Annotated in this window: 18 protein-coding genes and 1 pseudogene; 11 read left to right on the plus strand and 8 right to left on the minus strand. The window is 61.7% G+C overall.

Features of this window, described 5'->3' with window-relative positions; translation table 11 throughout:
* The first annotated feature begins 14 nt into the window (after positions 1 to 14).
* From ubiE to AC1DKH_RS13580, 11 genes and pseudogenes are all read left to right on the plus strand, one after another.
* Positions 15 to 785, plus strand: a complete 771-nt coding sequence (gene ubiE / locus AC1DKH_RS13530) for a bifunctional demethylmenaquinone methyltransferase/2-methoxy-6-polyprenyl-1,4-benzoquinol methylase UbiE (protein WP_007989286.1) — start codon at positions 15 to 17, stop codon at positions 783 to 785.
* Positions 785 to 1408, plus strand: a complete 624-nt coding sequence (locus AC1DKH_RS13535) for a ubiquinone biosynthesis accessory factor UbiJ (protein WP_477798409.1) — start codon at positions 785 to 787, stop codon at positions 1406 to 1408. The genes ubiE and AC1DKH_RS13535 overlap by 1 nt, the downstream gene beginning before the upstream one ends.
* Positions 1405 to 3009 (plus strand): ubiquinone biosynthesis regulatory protein kinase UbiB, encoded by a 1605-nt coding sequence (ubiB, locus tag AC1DKH_RS13540; RefSeq protein ID WP_477798410.1) that lies wholly within the window; start codon positions 1405 to 1407, stop codon positions 3007 to 3009. Before AC1DKH_RS13535 ends, ubiB begins: the two co-directional genes overlap by 4 nt.
* Positions 3010 to 3090: 81 nt before the next feature.
* Entirely contained in the window at positions 3091 to 3492 is a 402-nt protein-coding gene (hisI, locus tag AC1DKH_RS13545) for a phosphoribosyl-AMP cyclohydrolase (RefSeq protein ID WP_477798411.1), read from the plus strand.
* Positions 3485 to 3817, plus strand: a complete 333-nt coding sequence (locus AC1DKH_RS13550) for a phosphoribosyl-ATP diphosphatase (protein ID WP_007975564.1) — start codon at positions 3485 to 3487, stop codon at positions 3815 to 3817. The genes hisI and AC1DKH_RS13550 overlap by 8 nt, the downstream gene beginning before the upstream one ends.
* A gap of 25 nt (positions 3818 to 3842) precedes the next feature.
* Entirely contained in the window at positions 3843 to 4115 is a 273-nt protein-coding gene (locus AC1DKH_RS13555; protein WP_108216223.1) for a twin-arginine translocase TatA/TatE family subunit, read from the plus strand.
* A 10-nt stretch (positions 4116 to 4125) separates the two neighbouring features.
* Entirely contained in the window at positions 4126 to 4578 is a 453-nt protein-coding gene (tatB, locus tag AC1DKH_RS13560; protein WP_477798412.1) for a Sec-independent protein translocase protein TatB, read from the plus strand.
* The gene (gene tatC, locus AC1DKH_RS13565; protein WP_477759706.1) at positions 4575 to 5369 is read left to right on the plus strand and encodes a twin-arginine translocase subunit TatC; all 795 of its coding nucleotides are present in this window, start codon (positions 4575 to 4577) and stop codon (positions 5367 to 5369) included. Before tatB ends, tatC begins: the two co-directional genes overlap by 4 nt.
* Positions 5366 to 6073, plus strand: a complete 708-nt coding sequence (locus tag AC1DKH_RS13570) for a 16S rRNA (uracil(1498)-N(3))-methyltransferase (protein ID WP_477752192.1) — start codon at positions 5366 to 5368, stop codon at positions 6071 to 6073. The genes tatC and AC1DKH_RS13570 overlap by 4 nt, the downstream gene beginning before the upstream one ends.
* Before the next feature lie 209 nt (positions 6074 to 6282).
* A pseudogene (locus AC1DKH_RS13575) lies at positions 6283 to 7344 on the plus strand (methyl-accepting chemotaxis protein); the annotation flags it as partial.
* A gap of 141 nt (positions 7345 to 7485) precedes the next feature.
* Complete coding sequence (locus AC1DKH_RS13580; protein WP_477798456.1) at positions 7486 to 8199, plus strand: methyl-accepting chemotaxis protein; 714 nt, start codon at positions 7486 to 7488, stop codon at positions 8197 to 8199.
* A 160-nt stretch (positions 8200 to 8359) separates the two neighbouring features.
* On the opposite strand, the gene mdoH is transcribed toward AC1DKH_RS13580, so the two are convergent.
* The 8 genes from mdoH to hutI all read right to left on the minus strand — a co-directional run bounded on the left by mdoH (position 8360) and on the right by hutI (position 18839).
* Positions 8360 to 10930: a glucans biosynthesis glucosyltransferase MdoH gene (gene mdoH, locus AC1DKH_RS13585; protein WP_477752193.1), complete on the minus strand. Its 2571-nt coding sequence runs from the start codon at positions 10928 to 10930 to the stop codon at positions 8360 to 8362.
* Positions 10923 to 12737 carry a glucan biosynthesis protein gene (locus AC1DKH_RS13590; protein ID WP_477752194.1) on the minus strand — a complete coding sequence of 605 codons (1815 nt, stop codon included), beginning with the start codon at positions 12735 to 12737 and terminating at the stop codon, positions 10923 to 10925. Before AC1DKH_RS13590 ends, mdoH begins: the two co-directional genes overlap by 8 nt.
* A gap of 321 nt (positions 12738 to 13058) precedes the next feature.
* A complete protein-coding gene (dtd, locus tag AC1DKH_RS13595) occupies positions 13059 to 13496 on the minus strand; it encodes a D-aminoacyl-tRNA deacylase (protein WP_477752195.1) in 438 nt (145 codons plus the stop codon).
* The gene (gene pip, locus AC1DKH_RS13600; RefSeq protein ID WP_477798413.1) at positions 13493 to 14464 is read right to left on the minus strand and encodes a prolyl aminopeptidase; all 972 of its coding nucleotides are present in this window, start codon (positions 14462 to 14464) and stop codon (positions 13493 to 13495) included. Before pip ends, dtd begins: the two co-directional genes overlap by 4 nt.
* 104 nt (positions 14465 to 14568) lie before the next feature.
* Positions 14569 to 15474, minus strand: coding sequence for an alpha/beta hydrolase (locus tag AC1DKH_RS13605; RefSeq protein WP_477798414.1), 906 nt, complete (start codon positions 15472 to 15474; stop codon positions 14569 to 14571).
* Positions 15475 to 15618: 144 nt separating this feature from the next.
* Entirely contained in the window at positions 15619 to 16575 is a 957-nt protein-coding gene (locus tag AC1DKH_RS13610) for a choline ABC transporter substrate-binding protein (RefSeq protein ID WP_477798415.1), read from the minus strand.
* A 244-nt stretch (positions 16576 to 16819) separates the two neighbouring features.
* On the minus strand, positions 16820 to 17623 hold the full coding sequence (gene hutG, locus AC1DKH_RS13615) for an N-formylglutamate deformylase (protein ID WP_477798416.1): 804 nt from the start codon (positions 17621 to 17623) through the stop codon (positions 16820 to 16822).
* Positions 17624 to 17633: 10 nt separating this feature from the next.
* On the minus strand, positions 17634 to 18839 hold the full coding sequence (gene hutI, locus AC1DKH_RS13620; RefSeq protein WP_477798417.1) for an imidazolonepropionase: 1206 nt from the start codon (positions 18837 to 18839) through the stop codon (positions 17634 to 17636).
* Positions 18840 to 18846: the final 7 nt, after the last annotated feature.

The raw sequence follows: 18846 nt of genomic DNA on the forward strand, positions 1-18846 counted from the left end.
TTGGTGACAGCGATATGACTGATCAGCGCAAAGGCAGCGATGCCGAACCCACCACTCACTTCGGCTTCAAAAACGTTCCGGAAAGCCAGAAAGCGGAAAAAGTCGCTGAGGTTTTCCACTCGGTAGCCGCCAAATATGACCTGATGAACGACCTTCTGTCGGGCGGAATGCACCGTCTGTGGAAGCGTTTCGCGATCGAACTGTCGGGCGTGCGCACCGGCAACCGCGTGCTGGATATCGCTGGCGGTACTGGCGACCTGACCCGCAAGTTCTCGCATCTGGTAGGCCCGACCGGCCAGGTCGTGTTGGCCGATATCAACGAATCCATGCTCAAGGTCGGTCGTGACCGCCTGCTGGACCTCGGTGTGGCCGGCAACGTCGAATTCGTCCAGGCCGATGCGGAAAAACTGCCGTTCCCGGACAACCATTTCGACTGCGTGACCATCGCCTTCGGCCTGCGCAACGTGACCCACAAGGAAGATGCCCTGCGCTCGATGCTGCGCGTGCTCAAGCCCGGCGGCCGTTTGCTGGTGCTGGAATTCTCCAAGCCGACCAACGCGCTGATGTCCAAGGCCTACGACGCCTACTCGTTCGCCTTCATGCCGCTGATGGGCAAGCTGATCACCAACGACTCGGAAAGCTATCGCTACCTGGCCGAATCGATCCGCATGCACCCGAACCAGGAAACCCTGAAGTCGATGATGGTCGAGGCCGGTTTCGACCGCGTGACCTATCACAACATGACCGCAGGCATCGTTGCCCTGCACCGCGGCATCAAGCCCTGATGCTGCTCGCCGGCCTGCTCGCCAGCGTTGAACTCGGCCTGAACCGGGTGCTGCGTCTCGACAGCACGGCGCTGCCGCGGCTGGCGCATTTGAGCGGTAGAGTGATTGCCGTCGACTGTCGCAGCCCGGCGCTGCAACTGTTCATCCTGCCCAGCGACGAAGGCCTGATGCTCGCTTCCCAGTGGGAAACCGACGCCGACTGCACCTTGCGTGCACCGGCCTCGAGCCTGTTGAAACTGGCCATGAGCAAGGACAAGACTTCTGTTCTGCACGCTCCTGAAGTCGAACTCGACGGCGACAGCGGCGTGCTGCTGGAACTGGCGGCGATCCTCCAGGACCTGGAGCTGGACTGGGAGTACGAACTCTCGCGCTGGCTGGGGCCGGTGGCCACGCAACTGCTCGGCGGTCACCTGCGCAGCCGCGCCCGCTGGTATCAGCAAGGCTTTGCCAGCCTGGGCCAGAACCTGGGCGAATACCTGGCAGAAGAATCGCGCACCCTGGTCGGTCAGCGCGAAGCCGAAGCCCGATTCAGTGAGCTGGACCAGATCAAGCTCGATCTGGAACGTCTCGAGGCGCGTTTCGAGCGCCTTTCCCGATCCCTCGACCCAAGCGATAACGCATGAAGCTGCTTGCCGTCCGCCGTTTGTTGCGCATCCAGCGCGTCGTGATCCGCTACCGCCTCGATGACCTGCTGTTCGCCCTGCCGCTGCCCTGGTTCCTGCGGGCGCTGCGTTATGTCCTGCCGTGGCGCTGGTTCCCGCGCAAGACCCTGGACCTCAGCCGTGGCGCGCGCTTGCGCCTGGCGTTGCAGGACCTGGGGCCGATTTTCATCAAGTTCGGGCAGATCCTGTCCACCCGCCGCGATCTGTTGCCCGAAGACATCGCCGACGAACTGATGAAGCTGCAGGACCGCGTTCCGCCGTTCGACTCGCAAGTGTCGATCAAGCTGATCGAAGAACAGCTCGGCAAGAAAATCAGCGACGTGTTCAGCCGTTTCGACGTCGAACCGCTGGCCTCGGCCTCAGTGGCGCAGGTGCATGCCGCGCAACTGAAAACCGGTGAAGAAGTGGTGGTCAAGGTGATCCGCCCTGGCCTTAAACCGGTGATCGCCCAAGACCTGGCGTGGCTGTTCATCCTCGCTCGCGCCGCCGAAAAACTCTCGGCCGATGCGCGCCTGCTGCACCCGGTGGACGTGGTCAGCGATTACGAAAAAACCATCTACGACGAACTCGACCTGCTGCGCGAGGCGGCCAACGCCAGCCAGTTGAAGCGCAACTTCGACGGTTCGCCGCTGCTGTACGTGCCGCAAGTCTATTGGGACTGGTGCCGGCCGAAAGTGCTGGTGATGGAGCGCATCTATGGTATTCAGGTTACCGATCTGGCGACCCTGGCCGACCAGCGCACGGACATGAAAATGCTCGCCGAGCGTGGTGTGGAGATTTTCTTCACCCAGGTGTTCCGTGACAGCTTCTTCCACGCCGACATGCACCCAGGCAACATTTTCGTCAGCACCGTGAATCCGTGGAGCCCGCAGTACATTGCGATCGACTGCGGCATCGTCGGCAGCCTGACCCCGGAGGACCAGGATTACCTGGCGCGCAACCTGTTCGCCTTCTTCAAGCGCGATTACCGTCGCGTGGCGCAGTTGCACATCGATTCGGGCTGGGTGCCGGCGGAAACCAAACTCAACGAATTCGAAGCAGCGATCCGTACCGTGTGCGAGCCGATCTTCGAAAAACCGCTGAAGGATATCTCCTTCGGCCAGGTGCTGATGCGCCTGTTCCAGACTGCGCGCCGCTTCAACATGGAAGTGCAGCCGCAGTTGGTCCTGCTGCAAAAAACCCTGCTGAACATCGAAGGCCTGGGCCGCCAGCTGTACCCGGACCTCGACCTGTGGAACACCGCACAGCCGTTCCTCGAACGCTGGATGCGCGAGCGCGTCAGCCCCAAAGCCCTGCTCGGCAACGTGCACAGCCAGTTCGAACAGATCCCGCACCTGGCCAACATGGCCCGCGACCTGCTCGAACGCATGTCCCAACCCCACGCCTACGACTCGCCGCCAGCGTGGCACCGACGCCGCGATGACTGGTTCCTGCGCCTGCTCGGCACGGCGCACCTGGCCGGGGGCGCCATCCTTGCCGCTGGCGGCCCGCTGAACCAGTTGGCTTACTGGCCGGCCGGCATCATGATGGCGGTCGGCTTGTATCTGGTCGTGCGCCGATAGCCAGTTGGCTGAACGACTGGCACACTGTTTCAACGCCTGAGCTCGACTATTGAAGTGTCGAGCCCGCTGTCGGAGTCGAAGATGAAAAACTGGCTGGACGAGATCAAGTGGGACGCCAACGGCCTGGTGCCGGCGATTGCCCAGGATCACAAGACCGGGCGCGTCCTGATGATGGCCTGGATGAACCGCGAAGCACTGGAACTGACCGCTGCCGAGAACCGCGCAATCTACTGGTCGCGCTCCCGTGGCAAGCTGTGGCGCAAGGGCGAAGAGTCTGGCCATGTGCAAACCCTGCACGAGATGCGTCTGGACTGCGACGCCGACGTCATCATCCTGATGGTCGAGCAGGTCGGCGACATCGCCTGCCATACCGGCCGCCAGAGCTGCTTCTACCGCGTCTTTGAAAACGGCGACTGGACAACGGTCGACCCGGTGCTCAAAGATCCGCACGCTATCTACTGCGCAGGGCACACACATGAGTGACACACTGACCCGTCTGGCCGAAGTACTGGAAGAGCGCAAAGGCGCCGCCGCCGACAGCTCGTATGTCGCCAGCCTGTATCACAAGGGTTTGAACAAGATTCTGGAAAAAGTCGGCGAAGAGTCGGTCGAAACCATCATTGCCGCCAAGGATGCCGCCGTCAGCGGCGACTGCAGCGATGTGATCTACGAAACCGCCGATTTGTGGTTCCACAGCATGGTCATGCTCGCCCAATTGGGGCAGCATCCACAGGCTGTACTCGATGAACTGGACCGTCGCTTCGGTCTCTCCGGACACGCCGAGAAAGCCTCGCGCCCGTCCGCCTGAATAACTATTAGAGAGGAGCAGCAGCATGGGCATTTTTGACTGGAAACACTGGATCGTCATCCTGGTTGTCGTGGTACTGGTGTTCGGCACCAAGAAACTGAAAAACCTCGGCACTGACGTCGGCGAATCGATCAAGGGCTTCAAGAAAGCCATGAACGACGACGAAAAACCGGCTGACCCGAATGCGAACCCGGCCCAACCGGTGCCACCGGTACAGCCACAGGCCTCGGTGAACCAGCCGCACACCATCGACGTGCAGGCACAGAAAGTCGAAGAGCCGATCCGCAAAGACGTGTGAGCACTGACTAATGTTTGGTATCAGCTTCTCTGAACTGCTGCTCGTCGGCCTCGTCGCCCTGCTGGTGCTGGGTCCCGAGCGTTTGCCGGGCGCTGCGCGCACCGCTGGCCTGTGGGTCGGGCGTCTGAAGCGCAGCTTCAACGCGATCAAACAGGAAGTTGAACGTGAAATCGGTGCCGACGAGATTCGTCGGCAACTGCACAACGAGCACATCCTGTCGCTTGAGCAGGAGGCGCGGAAAATCTTCACCCCGACCCAGCAGGAGCCGACGCCGGTGGAGCATGTGGGAGAGCAGACGATTCATGCGCCTGCCGCTGCCGCCGCGACAACACCTGCACCTGCTGTTTCGGCCGCGCAACCCGCGCCCGTTGTGGCAGCGACTCCGGTTGAACCCGTTGCTCCAGCCGCTGCGCCGACAACGACGGCGCCTAACGACACCACTTTGCCGCCGCGAGCCCCATGAGCGATCTCCCTGAAAACGACCAGCACATGCCGCTGGTTTCGCACCTCACCGAGTTGCGTACCCGTCTGCTGCGCTGCGTAGCGGCGATCTTCATCATCTTTGCCGGGCTGTTCGCCTTCACCCAGCAGATCTACACCTTCGTCTCCACTCCGCTGCGCGCGTACCTGCCCGCCGGCGCGACGATGATTGCCACCGACGTGTCGTCGCCGTTCCTGACGCCACTGAAGCTGACCATGATGGTCTCGCTGTTCCTGGCCATCCCGGTGATCCTGCACCAGATCTGGGGTTTCATCGCCCCGGGCCTGTACAAGCATGAAAAACGCATTGCTGTGCCGTTGCTGATGTCCAGCATCGTGTTGTTCTATGCCGGCATGGCGTTCGCCTACTACCTGGTGTTCCCGCTGATCTTCAAGTTCTTCGCCGCTGCCACCCCGGCCGGCGTGGAAATGATGACCGACATCACCAGCTACCTCGATTTCGTCATGACGCTGTTCTTCGCTTTTGGCGTGGCGTTCGAAATCCCGGTGGCCGTGGTGCTGCTGGTGTGGATCGGCGTAGTCGACGTCAAATACCTGAAGAAAATCCGCCCGTACGTGGTCATCGGCTGCTTCGTGGTCGGCATGATCCTGACGCCGCCAGACATCTTCTCGCAGACCCTGCTAGCCGTGCCGATGTGGTTGCTGTTCGAAATCGGCATCCTGTTTGGCAGCCTGATCAGCAAGCGTGGCGAGCACCCGGACGACCAGCCGGCTGACGACAACAACGACCAGCCGCCAGCGACTCAACCGTGAACCTGCTGCTGCTCGAAGAAGCCGATTTCATTGCGGCCGACCGGGTGATCCTGCGTGATCGCCGGTTGACCCACATGCAGGAAGTCCACCGCTGCGAAGTGGGCGACAGCATGCGTGTCGGGCGGATCGGCGGGCTGATGGGCTCGGCCGAAGTGCTGCGCCTGGACACCGGCGAAGCGGAATTGCGCGTCACCCTCGACCAGCCACCACCAGCCAAGCTGCCATTGACCCTGGTATTGGCCCTGCCACGCCCCAAGATGCTGCGCAGGGTGTTCCAGACCGTGGCGGCCATGGGTGTGCCGCGGATCGTGCTGGTCAACAGCTATCGCGTCGAGAAGAGCTTCTGGCAGACCCCGTTCCTGGAGCCCGAGGCGATTCGCGAGCAGTTGATCCTCGGCCTCGAACAGGCCCGGGACAGCGTGCTGCCGCAAGTCGTCATCGAGAAGCGCTTCAAGCCGTTCGTCGAAGACCGTTTGCCGGCGATTACCGAGGGCACCCTCGGCCTGGTGGGGCATCCGGGCAATTACCCGCCCTGCCCTCGCGCACTCAGCGAACCGGTGACCCTGGCCATCGGCCCCGAGGGTGGCTGGATTCCCTACGAGATCGACCTGTTGGGCAAGTCCGGCCTGCAACCAGTGCAACTTGGCGAGCGCATCCTGCGCGTCGAAACCGCCGTGACCGCGCTGCTGGCACGACTTTTCTAACCCCACGACACAATTCCCCCTGTTGGAGCGGGCTTGCTCGCAAAGGCGGATTTTCAGTCAATATTTGCACTGACTGGCACGCCGCCTTCGCGAGCAAGCTCGCTCCTACAGGTCATCATCCGCCCGTATATCGGGCAGCGCCTACAGAACCCCGCGCCTCTGCCGATACATCCCCCATAAAACCAAATTGTGGTCCGGGGAATTTCAGCATGTACCAATGGCTAGCCGAGAATCTGGGAAACATCAGCGTCAAACGCAAGCTGGGCATCGGCTTCGGCCTGGTGCTGTTACTGACCCTGCTGATCACTTTCACCGGCTGGAGCGGCCTGAGTGGCGTGACCAGCCGTGGCGATAAACTGGGGTTCATCGCCAGTCTCAACGACCTGACCAAGGACCTGCGCATTGCTCGCCTGGATTACGAGATGCGTCGCGGCGAACAAGGCCCCGGCGCCGTCAACGAGCTGTTGGGCAAACTCGAAAGCGGCCTGCAGACCGCCCGCGGCCTGATCGAGCAACCGGCTGATACGGCCATGGTCGATCAACAACTGGCCGCTGTCGCCGAATACCGCCGCGCCTTCAGCGACATGACCCAGGCCGGCGCCCAGCGTGAAGACGCCCGCAGCAAACTCGGCGCCACCGCCGACAATGCCGTGGCCCGCGTCGCCGAAGTGGAAAAATCCATGCTGCAAGGTGACAGCGTGACCGCCTTCAATAGCGTGATCGACCTGAGCAAACTGATCCAGCAGGCGCGTTTCCAGGTTCGCGGCTACACCTACAGCGGCAAGAGCGAAGCCGAACAGCCAGCCCTCGACGCGATCGACAACGCCCTGAAGAACCTCGAGAGCCTGCCGGCCAAACTGCCTGAAGAACACATCGCCAACCTGCAACAGGCGACTGATTCACTGAAGGCCTACCGCGCCGCCGTCAGCCAGTTCCGCGACTCCCAGGTGGCCAGCGCCAAGGCTCTGGTACGCATGTCTGCCCAAGGCGACATCCTGTTGGGCATGAGCCAGAAACTCACCGTCTCGCAAACCGTCGTGCGTGACACCGACGCCGCCCATGCCAAGAACATGCTGACCCTCGCCACCGTACTGGCCATCGCCTTCGGCCTGCTGGCTGCCTGGGCGATCACCCGGCAGATCATCATTCCATTGAACCAGACCCTGGCCGTCGCCGAGCGCGTCGCCGGTGGCGATCTGACCCACAACCTGACGTCGCAGCGCCGCGACGAACTCGGCCAGTTGCAGCGCGCCATGCAGAGCATGACCCAAGGCCTGCGCGAACTGATTGGCGGCATCAGCGATGGCGTCACGCAGATCGCCAGCGCCGCCGAAGAACTGTCTGCGGTCACCGAGCAGACCAGCGCCGGGGTCAACAGCCAGAAGGTCGAGACCGATCAGGTCGCCACCGCCATGAACGAAATGGCCGCCACCGTGCAGGAAGTCGCGCGCAACGCCGAAGAAGCCTCCGAAGCTGCCGTCGCCGCCGACCAGCAGGCCCGCGAGGGCGACAAAGTGGTGGGTGAAGCCATCGCCCAGATCGAACGCCTGGCCGCGCAAATCGGTCACTCCACCGAGGCCATGGGCGAACTCAAGCGCGAAAGCGACAAGATCGGCAGCGTGCTCGACGTGATCAAATCCGTGGCCCAGCAAACCAACCTGCTGGCCCTCAACGCGGCGATTGAAGCCGCCCGCGCCGGTGAAGCCGGGCGTGGTTTTGCCGTGGTGGCAGACGAAGTCCGCAGCCTGGCCCAGCGCACCCAGAAGTCCACCGAAGAGATCGAAGAGCTGATCGTCGGCCTGCAAAGCGGCACGCAACAAGTGGCGACCATCATGGACAACAGCCGCAACCTGACTGACAGCAGTGTCGAACTGACCCGCCGCGCCGGCGGCTCACTGGAAAGCATCACCCGCACCGTCTCGGCGATTCAGGCGATGAACCAGCAGATCGCCACTGCCGCCGAACAACAAAGCGCCGTGGCCGAAGAGATCAACCGCAGTGTGCTCAATGTGCGAGATGTGTCGGATCAGACCTCGGCAGCGAGCGAGGAAACCGCAGCGTCCAGCGTTGAGCTGGCGCGGTTGGGGACGCATTTGCAGATGCTCGTGGGCAGGTTCAAGGTATGAGTGAAACCCCATCGCGGGCAGGCTCGCTCCCACACTGACTGGCTCAGACACAACGCCTGTGCCAGGCGCCGGCCCTGTGGGAGCGAGCCTGCTCGCGATTGGAACGACGCGGTGTAACTTTGAACACCCCAAAAAAAACCCGCTTTCGCGGGTTTTTTCATCATGCCAACTGAGGCTGTTCGCTCATCGGTTTGAGCGGCAGCAGCGGCGCGTGGGGATCGGCCTTGACCGATTTGCGCCATGCGCCCAGCCACTCCGCGTGGCCTTCGCTCCAGACCTGCTCATGCAAGCGAGCCAAGGCCACCGGGTCGCTCAACAGTTGCACACGCTCGTTGTTGGTCAGGCCTTCAGGTCCAACCTTCATCGCGTGTCGCACCCGCTCGACCCGCAGCCATTCGATCGGCTCGGCCTGACGGTGACGGGAGGTCGCCAGCGAGCACGCCAGGGCGTTCTGCTGTGGATCGACCACCGAACGGACGAAGCCGTCGTTCAGCGCATGCCAGCGGTTTTCGTGGGTGTACTGGTCGGTGGCCAGCAACGCCTGCGGCGGATTGTATTCCTCAGGGATCAGGAACAGGCTCTCGTCACGGGACTTCAGGCCCAAACCGACGCGACTGGAGATCACCGATACCGGGATCGACAGCATCAACGAACCGACGATCGGCACCAGCCACCACAGGAAGCTCGGGTTCAGCCAGATCACCAGCATGGCCCAGAAGAAGCCCAGCAAGGTCTGCGGGCCGTGGCGCTTGACCGCTTCGCTCCACGGCGTGGAGTCGTCGTCACGTTGTGGCGAGTTCCAGGTCGCGGCCCAGCCGAGGAATGCGGCGAGGACGAAACGAGTGTGGAAGATCATCCGCACCGGCGCCAGCAGCATGGAGAACAGCATCTCCAGCAGCATCGACAGGGTCACCTTGAACTTGCCGCCGAACTCTTTCGCACCCTTGGCCCAGATCAGGATGATGCTCAACAGTTTCGGCAGGAACAGCAGCACGATGGTGGTCGAGAACAGCGCAATCGCCTTGTCCGGGTGCCATTGTGGCCACAGCGGATAGAGCTGGCGCGGTTCGAGGAAGTACTGCGGCTCCATCAGCGTATTGACCGCCAGCAGCGCGGTCGACAGCACCAGGAAAAAGAACCACAACGGCGCCGACAGGTAGGACATCACGCCGGTCAGGAACACCGCGCGGTGCACCGGGTGCATGCCCTTGACCAGGAACAGGCGGAAGTTCATCAGGTTACCGTGGCACCAGCGACGGTCACGCTTGAGTTCGTCCAGCAGGTTCGGCGGCAGTTCTTCATAGCTGCCCGGCAGATCGTAGGCAATCCACACGCCCCAGCCGGCACGGCGCATCAACGCGGCTTCAACGAAGTCGTGGGACAGGATCGAGCCGGAGAACGCGCCTTTACCCGGCAACGGCGCCAGGGCGCAGTGGTCGATGAACGGCTTCATGCGGATGATCGCGTTGTGGCCCCAGTAGTGCGACTCGCCCAGTTGCCAGAAGTGCAGGCCGGCGGTGAACAGCGGGCCGTACACGCGAGTGGCGAACTGCTGCATGCGCGCATACAGGGTGTCCATGCCCGACGCCCGTGGCGCGGTCTGGATGATCCCGGCGTCCGGCGTGGCTTCCATCAGGCGCACCAGACTGGTCAGGCACTCGCCGCTCATCACGGAGTCGGCATCGAGTACGACCATGTACTTGTAGTCACCGCCCCAACGACGGCAGAAGTCGTCGAGGTTGCCGCTTTTACGTTTTACGCGACGACGACGACGGCGGTAGAAGATCTTGCCGAAGCCCCCGGCTTCACGACAGACATCCAGCCAGGCCTGTTGCTCGGCGACACAGATATCGGCGTCGTTACTGTCGCTGAGGACAAAGAAGTCGAAGCGGTCCAGGTCACCCGTGGCCGCAACCGACTCGAAGGTCGCCCGCAGACCGGCGAATACCCGAGGCACGTCTTCATTGCAGATCGGCATCACCAGGGCGGTGCGCGCATCCTTCGGTATCGGCTCGTTGCCGGCACTTTTACCGGAGATACGGTATTTATCGTGGCCGGTCAGCAACTCCAGGAAGCCCATCAGAGCGGTCCAGAAACCGGCCGATACCCAGCAGAACAGAATCCCGAACAGGATCAGGATGCTGGTCTGCAAGGCATACGGCAGCACTTGCGTGGCGGTTTGCAGCAGCGGTTGGTGCAGCACTTCGTTGAGGTCGACGAACGACCAGCCCTGGTACGGCATGATGCCTTTCATGTACCAGCCGGCGACGATGGTCTGGCCGAGCATCAGCAGCAACAGAATGTAGCGACGGATCGAACCCACGGTACGCCAGCGCGCCGCCGGCAGGACACGTTCGTCCTTCGGCGGCGCCGGCGGGTTGGTACGACCGGTCATCCGACGCCAGCCACGCACCAGAATGTTGGTGCGCCACGGCTCCGGCACGACCTTGGTCCGCCGAATCGGCGGGGTCGCCTTGAGGCAAACCCGGCCGTTGGCGTCGAGCGCCAGCATTTCCGCGTCCTGCAACTCTTCGGCGGTGCTCAGGGTCAGGCGTTTGCCGACCGAAGCCTGGGCGGCTTCGGTCGGGGCGTCGAACGTAGATGACGACAGGCGTTCGTGCAATTCGCTGAAAGACTGGCAGCCCGCGAGTTCCGCGCGCTGCTGGTCGGTCATCGGCAGATGCGCCAGATACTCGGAGAGAGTTTCTGGCCGTACTTGAGAGTTACTCATCGGCAGGCAACTGATAGCTCCAGGTCTCGGTCAGGACTTCTTCAGTCGGGGCCGATTCCGGTGTGGCTGGGGCCGCGTCGGCAGCGGCAGGCTGCTTGGCGTCTTTATTGGCCTTGTCCTTGGCATCTGCAACAGGCTTCGCTTCAGCCTGCTTGGCCTCCGCTTGCCTGGCTTCCTTGTCCGCTTTCTCTTGTTGCTTGGCGGCAACCTTGTCGGCCTTGGCAACCGACGAGTTCGACGCTGGAATCGAAGTCTTGGCCAGATCCGCCGGCACGATGTTCTGTACCAGTGCGGCACGCATCTCGGTGGACTTGCCCGGGTCCTTGATCTTCATCCGCAGGGTCAGGCGCCAGCCCTTGGTTTCAGGGTTATAGCGCACGCTGTTTTCCACCAGCTCGGCATTGTCGCCGACGCTGACCTGGCTGCGAACGTCCGTATCGGCCGGCAATGCCGCCAGGGATGGGCCTTCGAAGTCCACCAGGTAGGCAACGCTGCCGTCCGGCTGACGAATCAGGTTGGACTGTTTGACGTCACCAGTGGAACGCAGGGTCTGTTTGACCCAGGCGCTGTCCGGCGCGTGAATCGAGTCTTCATCCATGGTCCAGTGCATACGATAAGCGACATCGAGCGGCTGGCCAGGTTCCGGCAATTTTTCCGGATTCCAGAAGGCTACGATGTTGTCGTTGGTTTCGTCGGCGGTCGGAATCTCGACCAGGTCGACAGTGCCCTTGCCCCAGTCACCCTTCGGCTCGATCCAGGCGCTTGGGCGCTTGTCGTAACGATCGTCGAGGTCTTCGTAGTGGCTGAAGTCGCGGCCACGTTGCAGCAGACCGAAGCCGCGCGGGTTTTCCACGCTGAAGTTGCTCACGGCCAGGTGTTTCGGGTTGTTCAGCGGACGCCAGATCCACTCGCCGTTGCCGGCATGGATCGCCAGACCGCTGGAGTCGTGCAGCTCGCGACGGTAGTTCAGTACTTTCGACGGCTGGTTCGCGCCGAACAGGTACATGCTGGTCAACGGGGCGATACCCAGCTTGCCGACCTTGTCACGCAGGAACATCTGCGCCTTGACGTCGACGATGGTGTCGCTGCCCGGACGCAGGGTCAGGCGATAGGCGCCGGTGGCACGAGGTGAGTCCAGCAGGGCGAAGATCACCAGGTGCTTGTCGCCTGGCTTGGGCTGCTGAATCCAGAACTCGCGGAAACGCGGGAATTCTTCGCCGGATGGCAATGCGGTATCAAGTGCCATGCCGCGAGCGGACAAACCATAGACGTGACCCTTGCCGACGACGCGGAAGTAGCTCGCGCCGAGCATGGTCATGATTTCGTCTTGCTTGTCGGCCTTGTTGATCGGGTACAGCACACGGAAACCGGCATAACCCAGTTGTTCGGTGGCCTTGGGATCGACCTGCATGTCGCCGAAGTCGAAGCGACTCGGGTCGTATTTGATCTCTTCGACGTTGTTCGCGGTGATTTCGTTGATTTTCACCGGCGTATCGAAATGCATGCCCTGGTGATAGAAGGACAGCTTGAACGGCGTCTTCTGATCAGCCCACTCGGCTTTTTCCGTCAGAAAGCGAATTTTCTGATAGTCCGCGAATTTCATGTCGCGGAACTCGTTCGGCAGGTTACTGCGCGGCGCTTCGTATTTCTGCCCGGCCAGCTCTTTTGCCTTGGCCGATACATCATCCAGACTAAATGCCCAAAGCTGGCCGGCGCTGAGCAGGCAGAGCAATGCAGAGCCCGCTACCAGGGCGCTGCGTAGCCGTTTGGCAGACAATTTTGGTGCGTTACAGGGACTAACAATCACGAGCAACCCTCGCCGAAAACAGATCAAAAAACCAACGGCCAGTTAAAGGGTCTGCTCGGTGTACGGTATGAAAAAACCGCCCTTGCAAACCACTCTTGCCAAGTTGGCGAGCATTGTTCCGACTCCGCTGGGGCGAAATGATTCCCCAATCGGATCCGGACAAGTCTCTACCTAAGTCAAAATGGACCAACGAACGCTGATCCCCGTAGCGCGCGATTATCTAGTAGGCCGCGTTACAACGCATCAGGGGTAACAAAGTATTTATCGCGAAAAAGTCCTGTTTTCAGTCGAATTGAGCGTAAAAAATTGTTTCAAACGCTTTCAGGCCTGTAACAGGAAGGTTACCGGGCCATCATTGACCAGGTGCACCTGCATATCCGCGCCGAATCTACCTGATGCCACAGTGCCATGCACCTGTTTCGCTTTGCTTAATAAATAGTCGAATAGCTCCTCGCCCAGCGCCGGAGGGGCCGCGGTCGAAAAACTCGGACGCAGCCCGCTTTTGGTATCGGCAGCCAGAGTGAACTGAGAGACCAGCAGCAGCCCACCACCCACATCCGCCAAGGACAGATTCATCTTGCCCTCAGCGTCACTGAACACCCGATAGTTAAGCAGCTTATTGAGAAGTTTGTCGGCGCTGGCCCGCGTGTCGTCGGGCTCGACGGCCACCAGGACCAGCAATCCCTGATCGACGGCACCTACGACTTCGCCCGCGACCTCGACCCGCGCGCCACGCACCCGTTGCAACAGGCCCTTCATGCTTCTTCAGGCGGCAGGTCAAGCAGTCGCCGGGCCATCAGATTGGCGGCGCGCACCAGCGCGTCGGTGATGCCCGGCTCGGAAGCGGCATGACCGGCGTCGCGGATGACCTGCAGTTCGCTGTTCGGCCAGGCTTGATGCAGTTCCCAGGCGTTATCCAGCGGGCAGATCACGTCATAGCGACCATGGATGATCACACCGGGCAAATGGGCGATCTTGCCCATGTTGCGGATCAACTGGTTCTGCTCCAGGAAGGCGTGGTTGCTGAAGTAGTGGCATTCGATGCGGGCAATCGACAATGCACGCTGTGGCTCGGAGAAGCGATCGACCACCAGCGGGTTAGGACGCAGGGTCGCGGTGCGGCCCTCCCAGGTGGACCAGGCCTTGGCCGCGTGCATCTGGGCAATCTGGTCGTTGCCGACCAGACGCTTGTGGAACGCGGCAAGCAAGTCATCGCGCTCGTCCAGAGGGATCGGCGCGATGTAGTCCTGCCAGTAATCGGGGAACAGGCGGCTGGCGCCGGCCTGGTAGAACCATTCGATTTCCTGCGGACGGCAGAGAAAGATCCCGCGCAGGATCAGACCGTGTACACGTTCAGGATGGGTTTGTGCGTAGGCCAGCGCCAGGGTCGAACCCCATGAGCCGCCAAACAGCACCCATTTGTCGATGCCCAGGTGCTGGCGAATCCGCTCAAGGTCGGCGACCAGATCCCAGGTGGTGTTGTTTTCCAGGCTGGCGTGGGGGGTGGAGCGACCGCAACCGCGCTGATCGAACGTGACAATGCGATAGAGATTGGGATCGAAGAAGCAACGACTCTGGGCATCACATCCGGCACCGGGACCACCATGGATGAACACCACGGGCAAACCTTCCGGTGAACCGCTTTCGTCGACATACAGCGTGTGAGTATCGTCGACGGCCAGATCGTGCCGGGCGTGGGGTTTGATCTGCGGGTACAAAGTCTGCATTGCGCACTCCGTAAGGGGTCAAGGTCATCCCTGGGGGGACTTCTATTATTCTGCCGTCCGGCATCATAAACCCGAATTACGTCAATGAGCATGCCCGTGCGAAGTCAGAGTTTCGCCGCCAGATATCCGAACAAGGTTTTGTACAGCGCATCGACCTCGTCCGCCTGCCCTCGGGCCCGCAAACAGCCATGAACCAAACCCTCGCCGACATACAGCGTGGCAGCCACGCCCGCAGCCTTCAGTCGCTCGGCATACAGCACGCCGTCATCGCGCAACGGGTCGAATTGCGCCACCGCGATCCATGCCGGTGGCAGACCGCTGAAATCCGTGGCGAGCAATGGCATCGCGTAGGCGTTCGGGTGGCGGGTGCCTTGCAGGTAAAGCGCGTGATAGCAATCGACGTCACTGCTGCTGAGTAACGGCGCGTCGATGCACTCACTGCGCGACGGCAGGCGGTGATCGCCGCCCAACCCCGGATAAATCAGAACCTGCGCGCACGGCAGCGGCTCGCCGGCATCGCGCAGCGCCAGGCACAACGCCGCCGCAAGATTGCCACCGGCACTGTCGCCGGCCACCAGCATGCGCGCAGGGTCAAGTTGAAACGCCCCGGTGCGCAGTGCCCGCCAGACCTTCAGGCAATCATCGAACGCAGCGGGAAACGGATACTCCGGTGCCCGGCGGTAATCGACGGCGATCACCCGTACACCGAGTGTCGATGCCAATTCGGCGCAGATGAAGTCGTGGGAATCGAGGTCCCCCACCACCCAGCCACCGCCATGCAGGTAAACGATGCACGACGCACCACTGGCCGGTGGTTGATAGGAACGAACAGCAACACCGGCCAACTCGAAATCAATCACAGACAACCCGGCGGGGCGCGCCGGGGTAAACGCCCGGCACATCTCGCTGTAAGCCCGGCGCAACCCGGTGATACTGCTGTCGCTGCTGTTGAAACTCAGGGTTTTGTCGACGAATGCTGTCATCTGTTCGGAAAGCGGATAAGGAGCCATAAACCTGGTGCCCATTCAGGGAATTGCATGGTCTGTAGGAGCGAGCTTGCTCGCGATGATCGTCAACGATAACGCGGGAATCCTGATACCCCGCGGCGTTCTCGGGTTTATCGCGAGCAAGCTCGCTCCTACAGGGGTTTGCTGTCAGTTTTTCAGGCTGGCCTGAACCGTGGCTACGCCATCCTTGCCATCAAAGCTACTGACACCGGCCAGCCAGCGCCGCAAGTCCTCCGGATGGTCACGCAGCCATTTTTTCGCGACATCCTGAGCCGTTTGGCGCTCCATGATCGGCACCATCAACTGACTTTCCTGGGCGGCGCTGAACGTGAGGTTCTCCAGCAGGCGATTGACGTTCGGGCAGCGCTGGGCGTAATCCGGCGCGGTCACGCTGGAGACCGTCGCGGCGCCTTCATTCGGCCCGTAGACGTCTTCGCTGCCGGTCAGGTAGTCGATCTTCATATTGATGTTCATCGGATGCGGGGTCCAGCCGACGAACACCACGAACTCCTTGCGATTCACCGCCCGCTGCACGGCCGCCAGCATCCCTGCCTCACCGGACTCGATCAGTTTGAAATCCTTCAGGCCGAAGTGATTGGTCTCGATCATGGTCTTGATCGTGGTGTTCGCGCCGCTGCCCGGCTCGATGCCGTAGATCTTGCCGCCGAGCTGATCCTTGAATCTGGCGATGTCGGCGAAGGTTTTCAGCCCGGCCGCTGCTACATAGTCCGGGACCGCGAGGGTGGCCTGGGCATCGGCCAGGCTCGGTTTGTCCATGACCTTGACCTGATTGGCAGCCACGAAGGGTGCGATGTTTTTATCCATCGCCGGCTTCCAGTAGCCGAGGAAAATGTCCAGGCGCTTGTCGCGGATGCCGGCGAAGATGATTTGCTGCACGGCGCTGGTTTGCTTGCTTTCGTAGCCGAGACCGTTGAGCAGCACATCGGCCATGCCGCTGGTGGCGATCACGTCGGTCCAGTTGACCACGCCCATGCGCACGGTTTTGCAGGAAGCGTCGTCCGCGGCCATGGCGCCAGCGCTCAACAGAGCGGTGCCGCAGAAGATTGAGAGACAGCGGGTGAACAGACCTTTGGGGCTTGTCATAGAGAGCATTCTCGTGCGGCAGCGGATTATTGTCGGGGCGGTGTCTTTGTGCACCGTGGCCAGAACATTACGCAGCAGACGAGCAGTGAAAGCGAACTGTGGCGACCGTGTTTTGCACGGTGGCGACTTGTAGGAGCGAGCTTGCTCGCGATGGAGGACAACGATGACGCGGGCTGCCTGAATGCACACGTTGACCTGACGTTTTTCGCGAGCAAGCTCGCTCCTACAGAGACCGCACCAAGCCTTAATGCCCGTAGTGTTTTTCACCCCAGGCCAGCAACCCTTGCAGCAACTCCTTGAGCACCTCCCGCGTCGGCTCCGCCAGGTCCGGGCGATAACGGAACGGCTCGAACTCTTCCATGTACGTGCACTGCCCCAGCTCCAGCTGCACGGCGTGGATGTTCTCGACCGGGTTGCCGTAATGGCGGGTGATGTGGCCACCCTTGAAGCGTCCGTTCAGCACGTGGGTGTAGTTTTCGTGACGTGCGCAGATCGCTTCCAGTCGGGTCGCAAGCTGAGGATCGCAACTGGCGCCGTTGAAGGTGCCGAGGTTGAAGTCCGGCAGCTTGCCGTCGAACAGGTGCGGGATGATCGAGCGGATCGAGTGCGCATCGAACAGCAGCGCGTAGCCGAACTCGGCCTTCAATCGCGCCAGTTCCTGCTGCAAGGTGCTGTGATACGGCGTCCAGATCTGCTCCAGATAAGTTGCCCGCTCTTGTTTCGAAGGCTCCAGCCCTTCGCGGAACAACGGCACGCCGTCGAACAACGTGGCCGGGTACAGGCCAGTGGTCGCGCCCACGTACAGCGGCTTATCGTCGGAAGGCCGGTTAAGGTCGATGACGAACCGCGAATACTCGGCGGCCAGGGTGCTGGCGCCCAGTTCCGCGGCGAAATCGTACAGCTGCGGGATATGCCAGTCGGTGTCCGGCAGGCTTTTCGCCTGCGGGATCAACCCGGCCTCGACTGCCGGAGTCAGGCGCACACCGGCGTGGGGCATGCTGATCAGCAGCGGTACGCGGCCTTGTTTGAAGTTCAGAACCTTATCCACAACAGATCTCCTACAGACTTGATTCGACGCCGTGGCGCACGACGCGTTTATCCAGATCGCCGCCCAGCCAGTAACAGAGGTCGGCCGGACGATCAATTTGCCAGGCGACGAAATCCGCGACCTTGCCGGCTTCCAGCGAACCATGGGTTTCAGCCATGCCCAGCGCGGTGGCGGCGTGAATCGTCGCGCCCGCCAAGGCTTCTTCCGGGGTCATGCGGAAACAGGTGCAAGCCATGTTCAGCATCAGGCGCAACGACAGTGCCGGCGAGGTGCCCGGATTGAGGTCGCTGGCGATGGCGATTTTCACGCCGTGCTTGCGCAAGGCATCCATCGGCGGCAATTGGGTTTCGCGCAGGAAGTAATAGGCGCCGGGCAACAGCACCGCAACCGTGCCGGACTTGGCCATGGCAATGGCGTCATCCTCGGTCATGAACTCCAGGTGATCGGCGGACAACGCGTGATAACGCGCCGCCAGGCTCGAGCCGTGCAGCGACGACAATTGCTCGGCATGCAGCTTCACTGGCAAGCCCAGTTCCTGGGCGGTGATGAATACACGCTCCACCTGCGCAGGCGAGAACGCCAGGTATTCACAGAAGGCATCCACCGCGTCGACCAGCCCTTCGGCGGCCAAGGCCGGGAGCATATCGGCGCAGATGTGATCGATGTAGTCGTCGGCGCGATCGGCGTATTCCGGCGGCAAGGCGTGAGCCGCCAGACAGGTGCTGCGCACGCTGACCGGCAGTTCGGCACCGAGGCGACGGGCCACACGCAGCATCTTGCGCTCGTTGGCCAGGTCCAGGCCGTAGCCGGACTTGATTTCGATGCTGGTGACGCCATCGCGCATCAGGCTTTTCAGGCGTTTGGCGGCGCTGGAGAACAGTTCATCTTCGCTGGCGGCGCGGGTAGCGCGCACGGTGCTGGCGATGCCGCCACCGCTGGCGGCGATTTGCGCGTAGCTGACGCCTTGCAGGCGCTGCTCGAATTCGCCGCTGCGGTTACCGCCGAACACCGTATGGGTATGGCAGTCAATCAGGCCCGGTGTGACCCAGGCCCCTTGCAAATCGTTGACCACCGAGTACTCGCCCGCCGGCAGGTCAGCGCGCTGGCCGACCCACTCAATGAGCGCACCTGACGTCACGATGGCCGCGTCCTCGATGATCGAGTAGACGCCTTGCGCCATGGTTGCGACGTGGCAGTGTTGCCAGAGAGTTTTCATCCGTGGC

The sequence above is a fragment of the Pseudomonas sp. 05L36 genome, assembly GCF_056398125.1.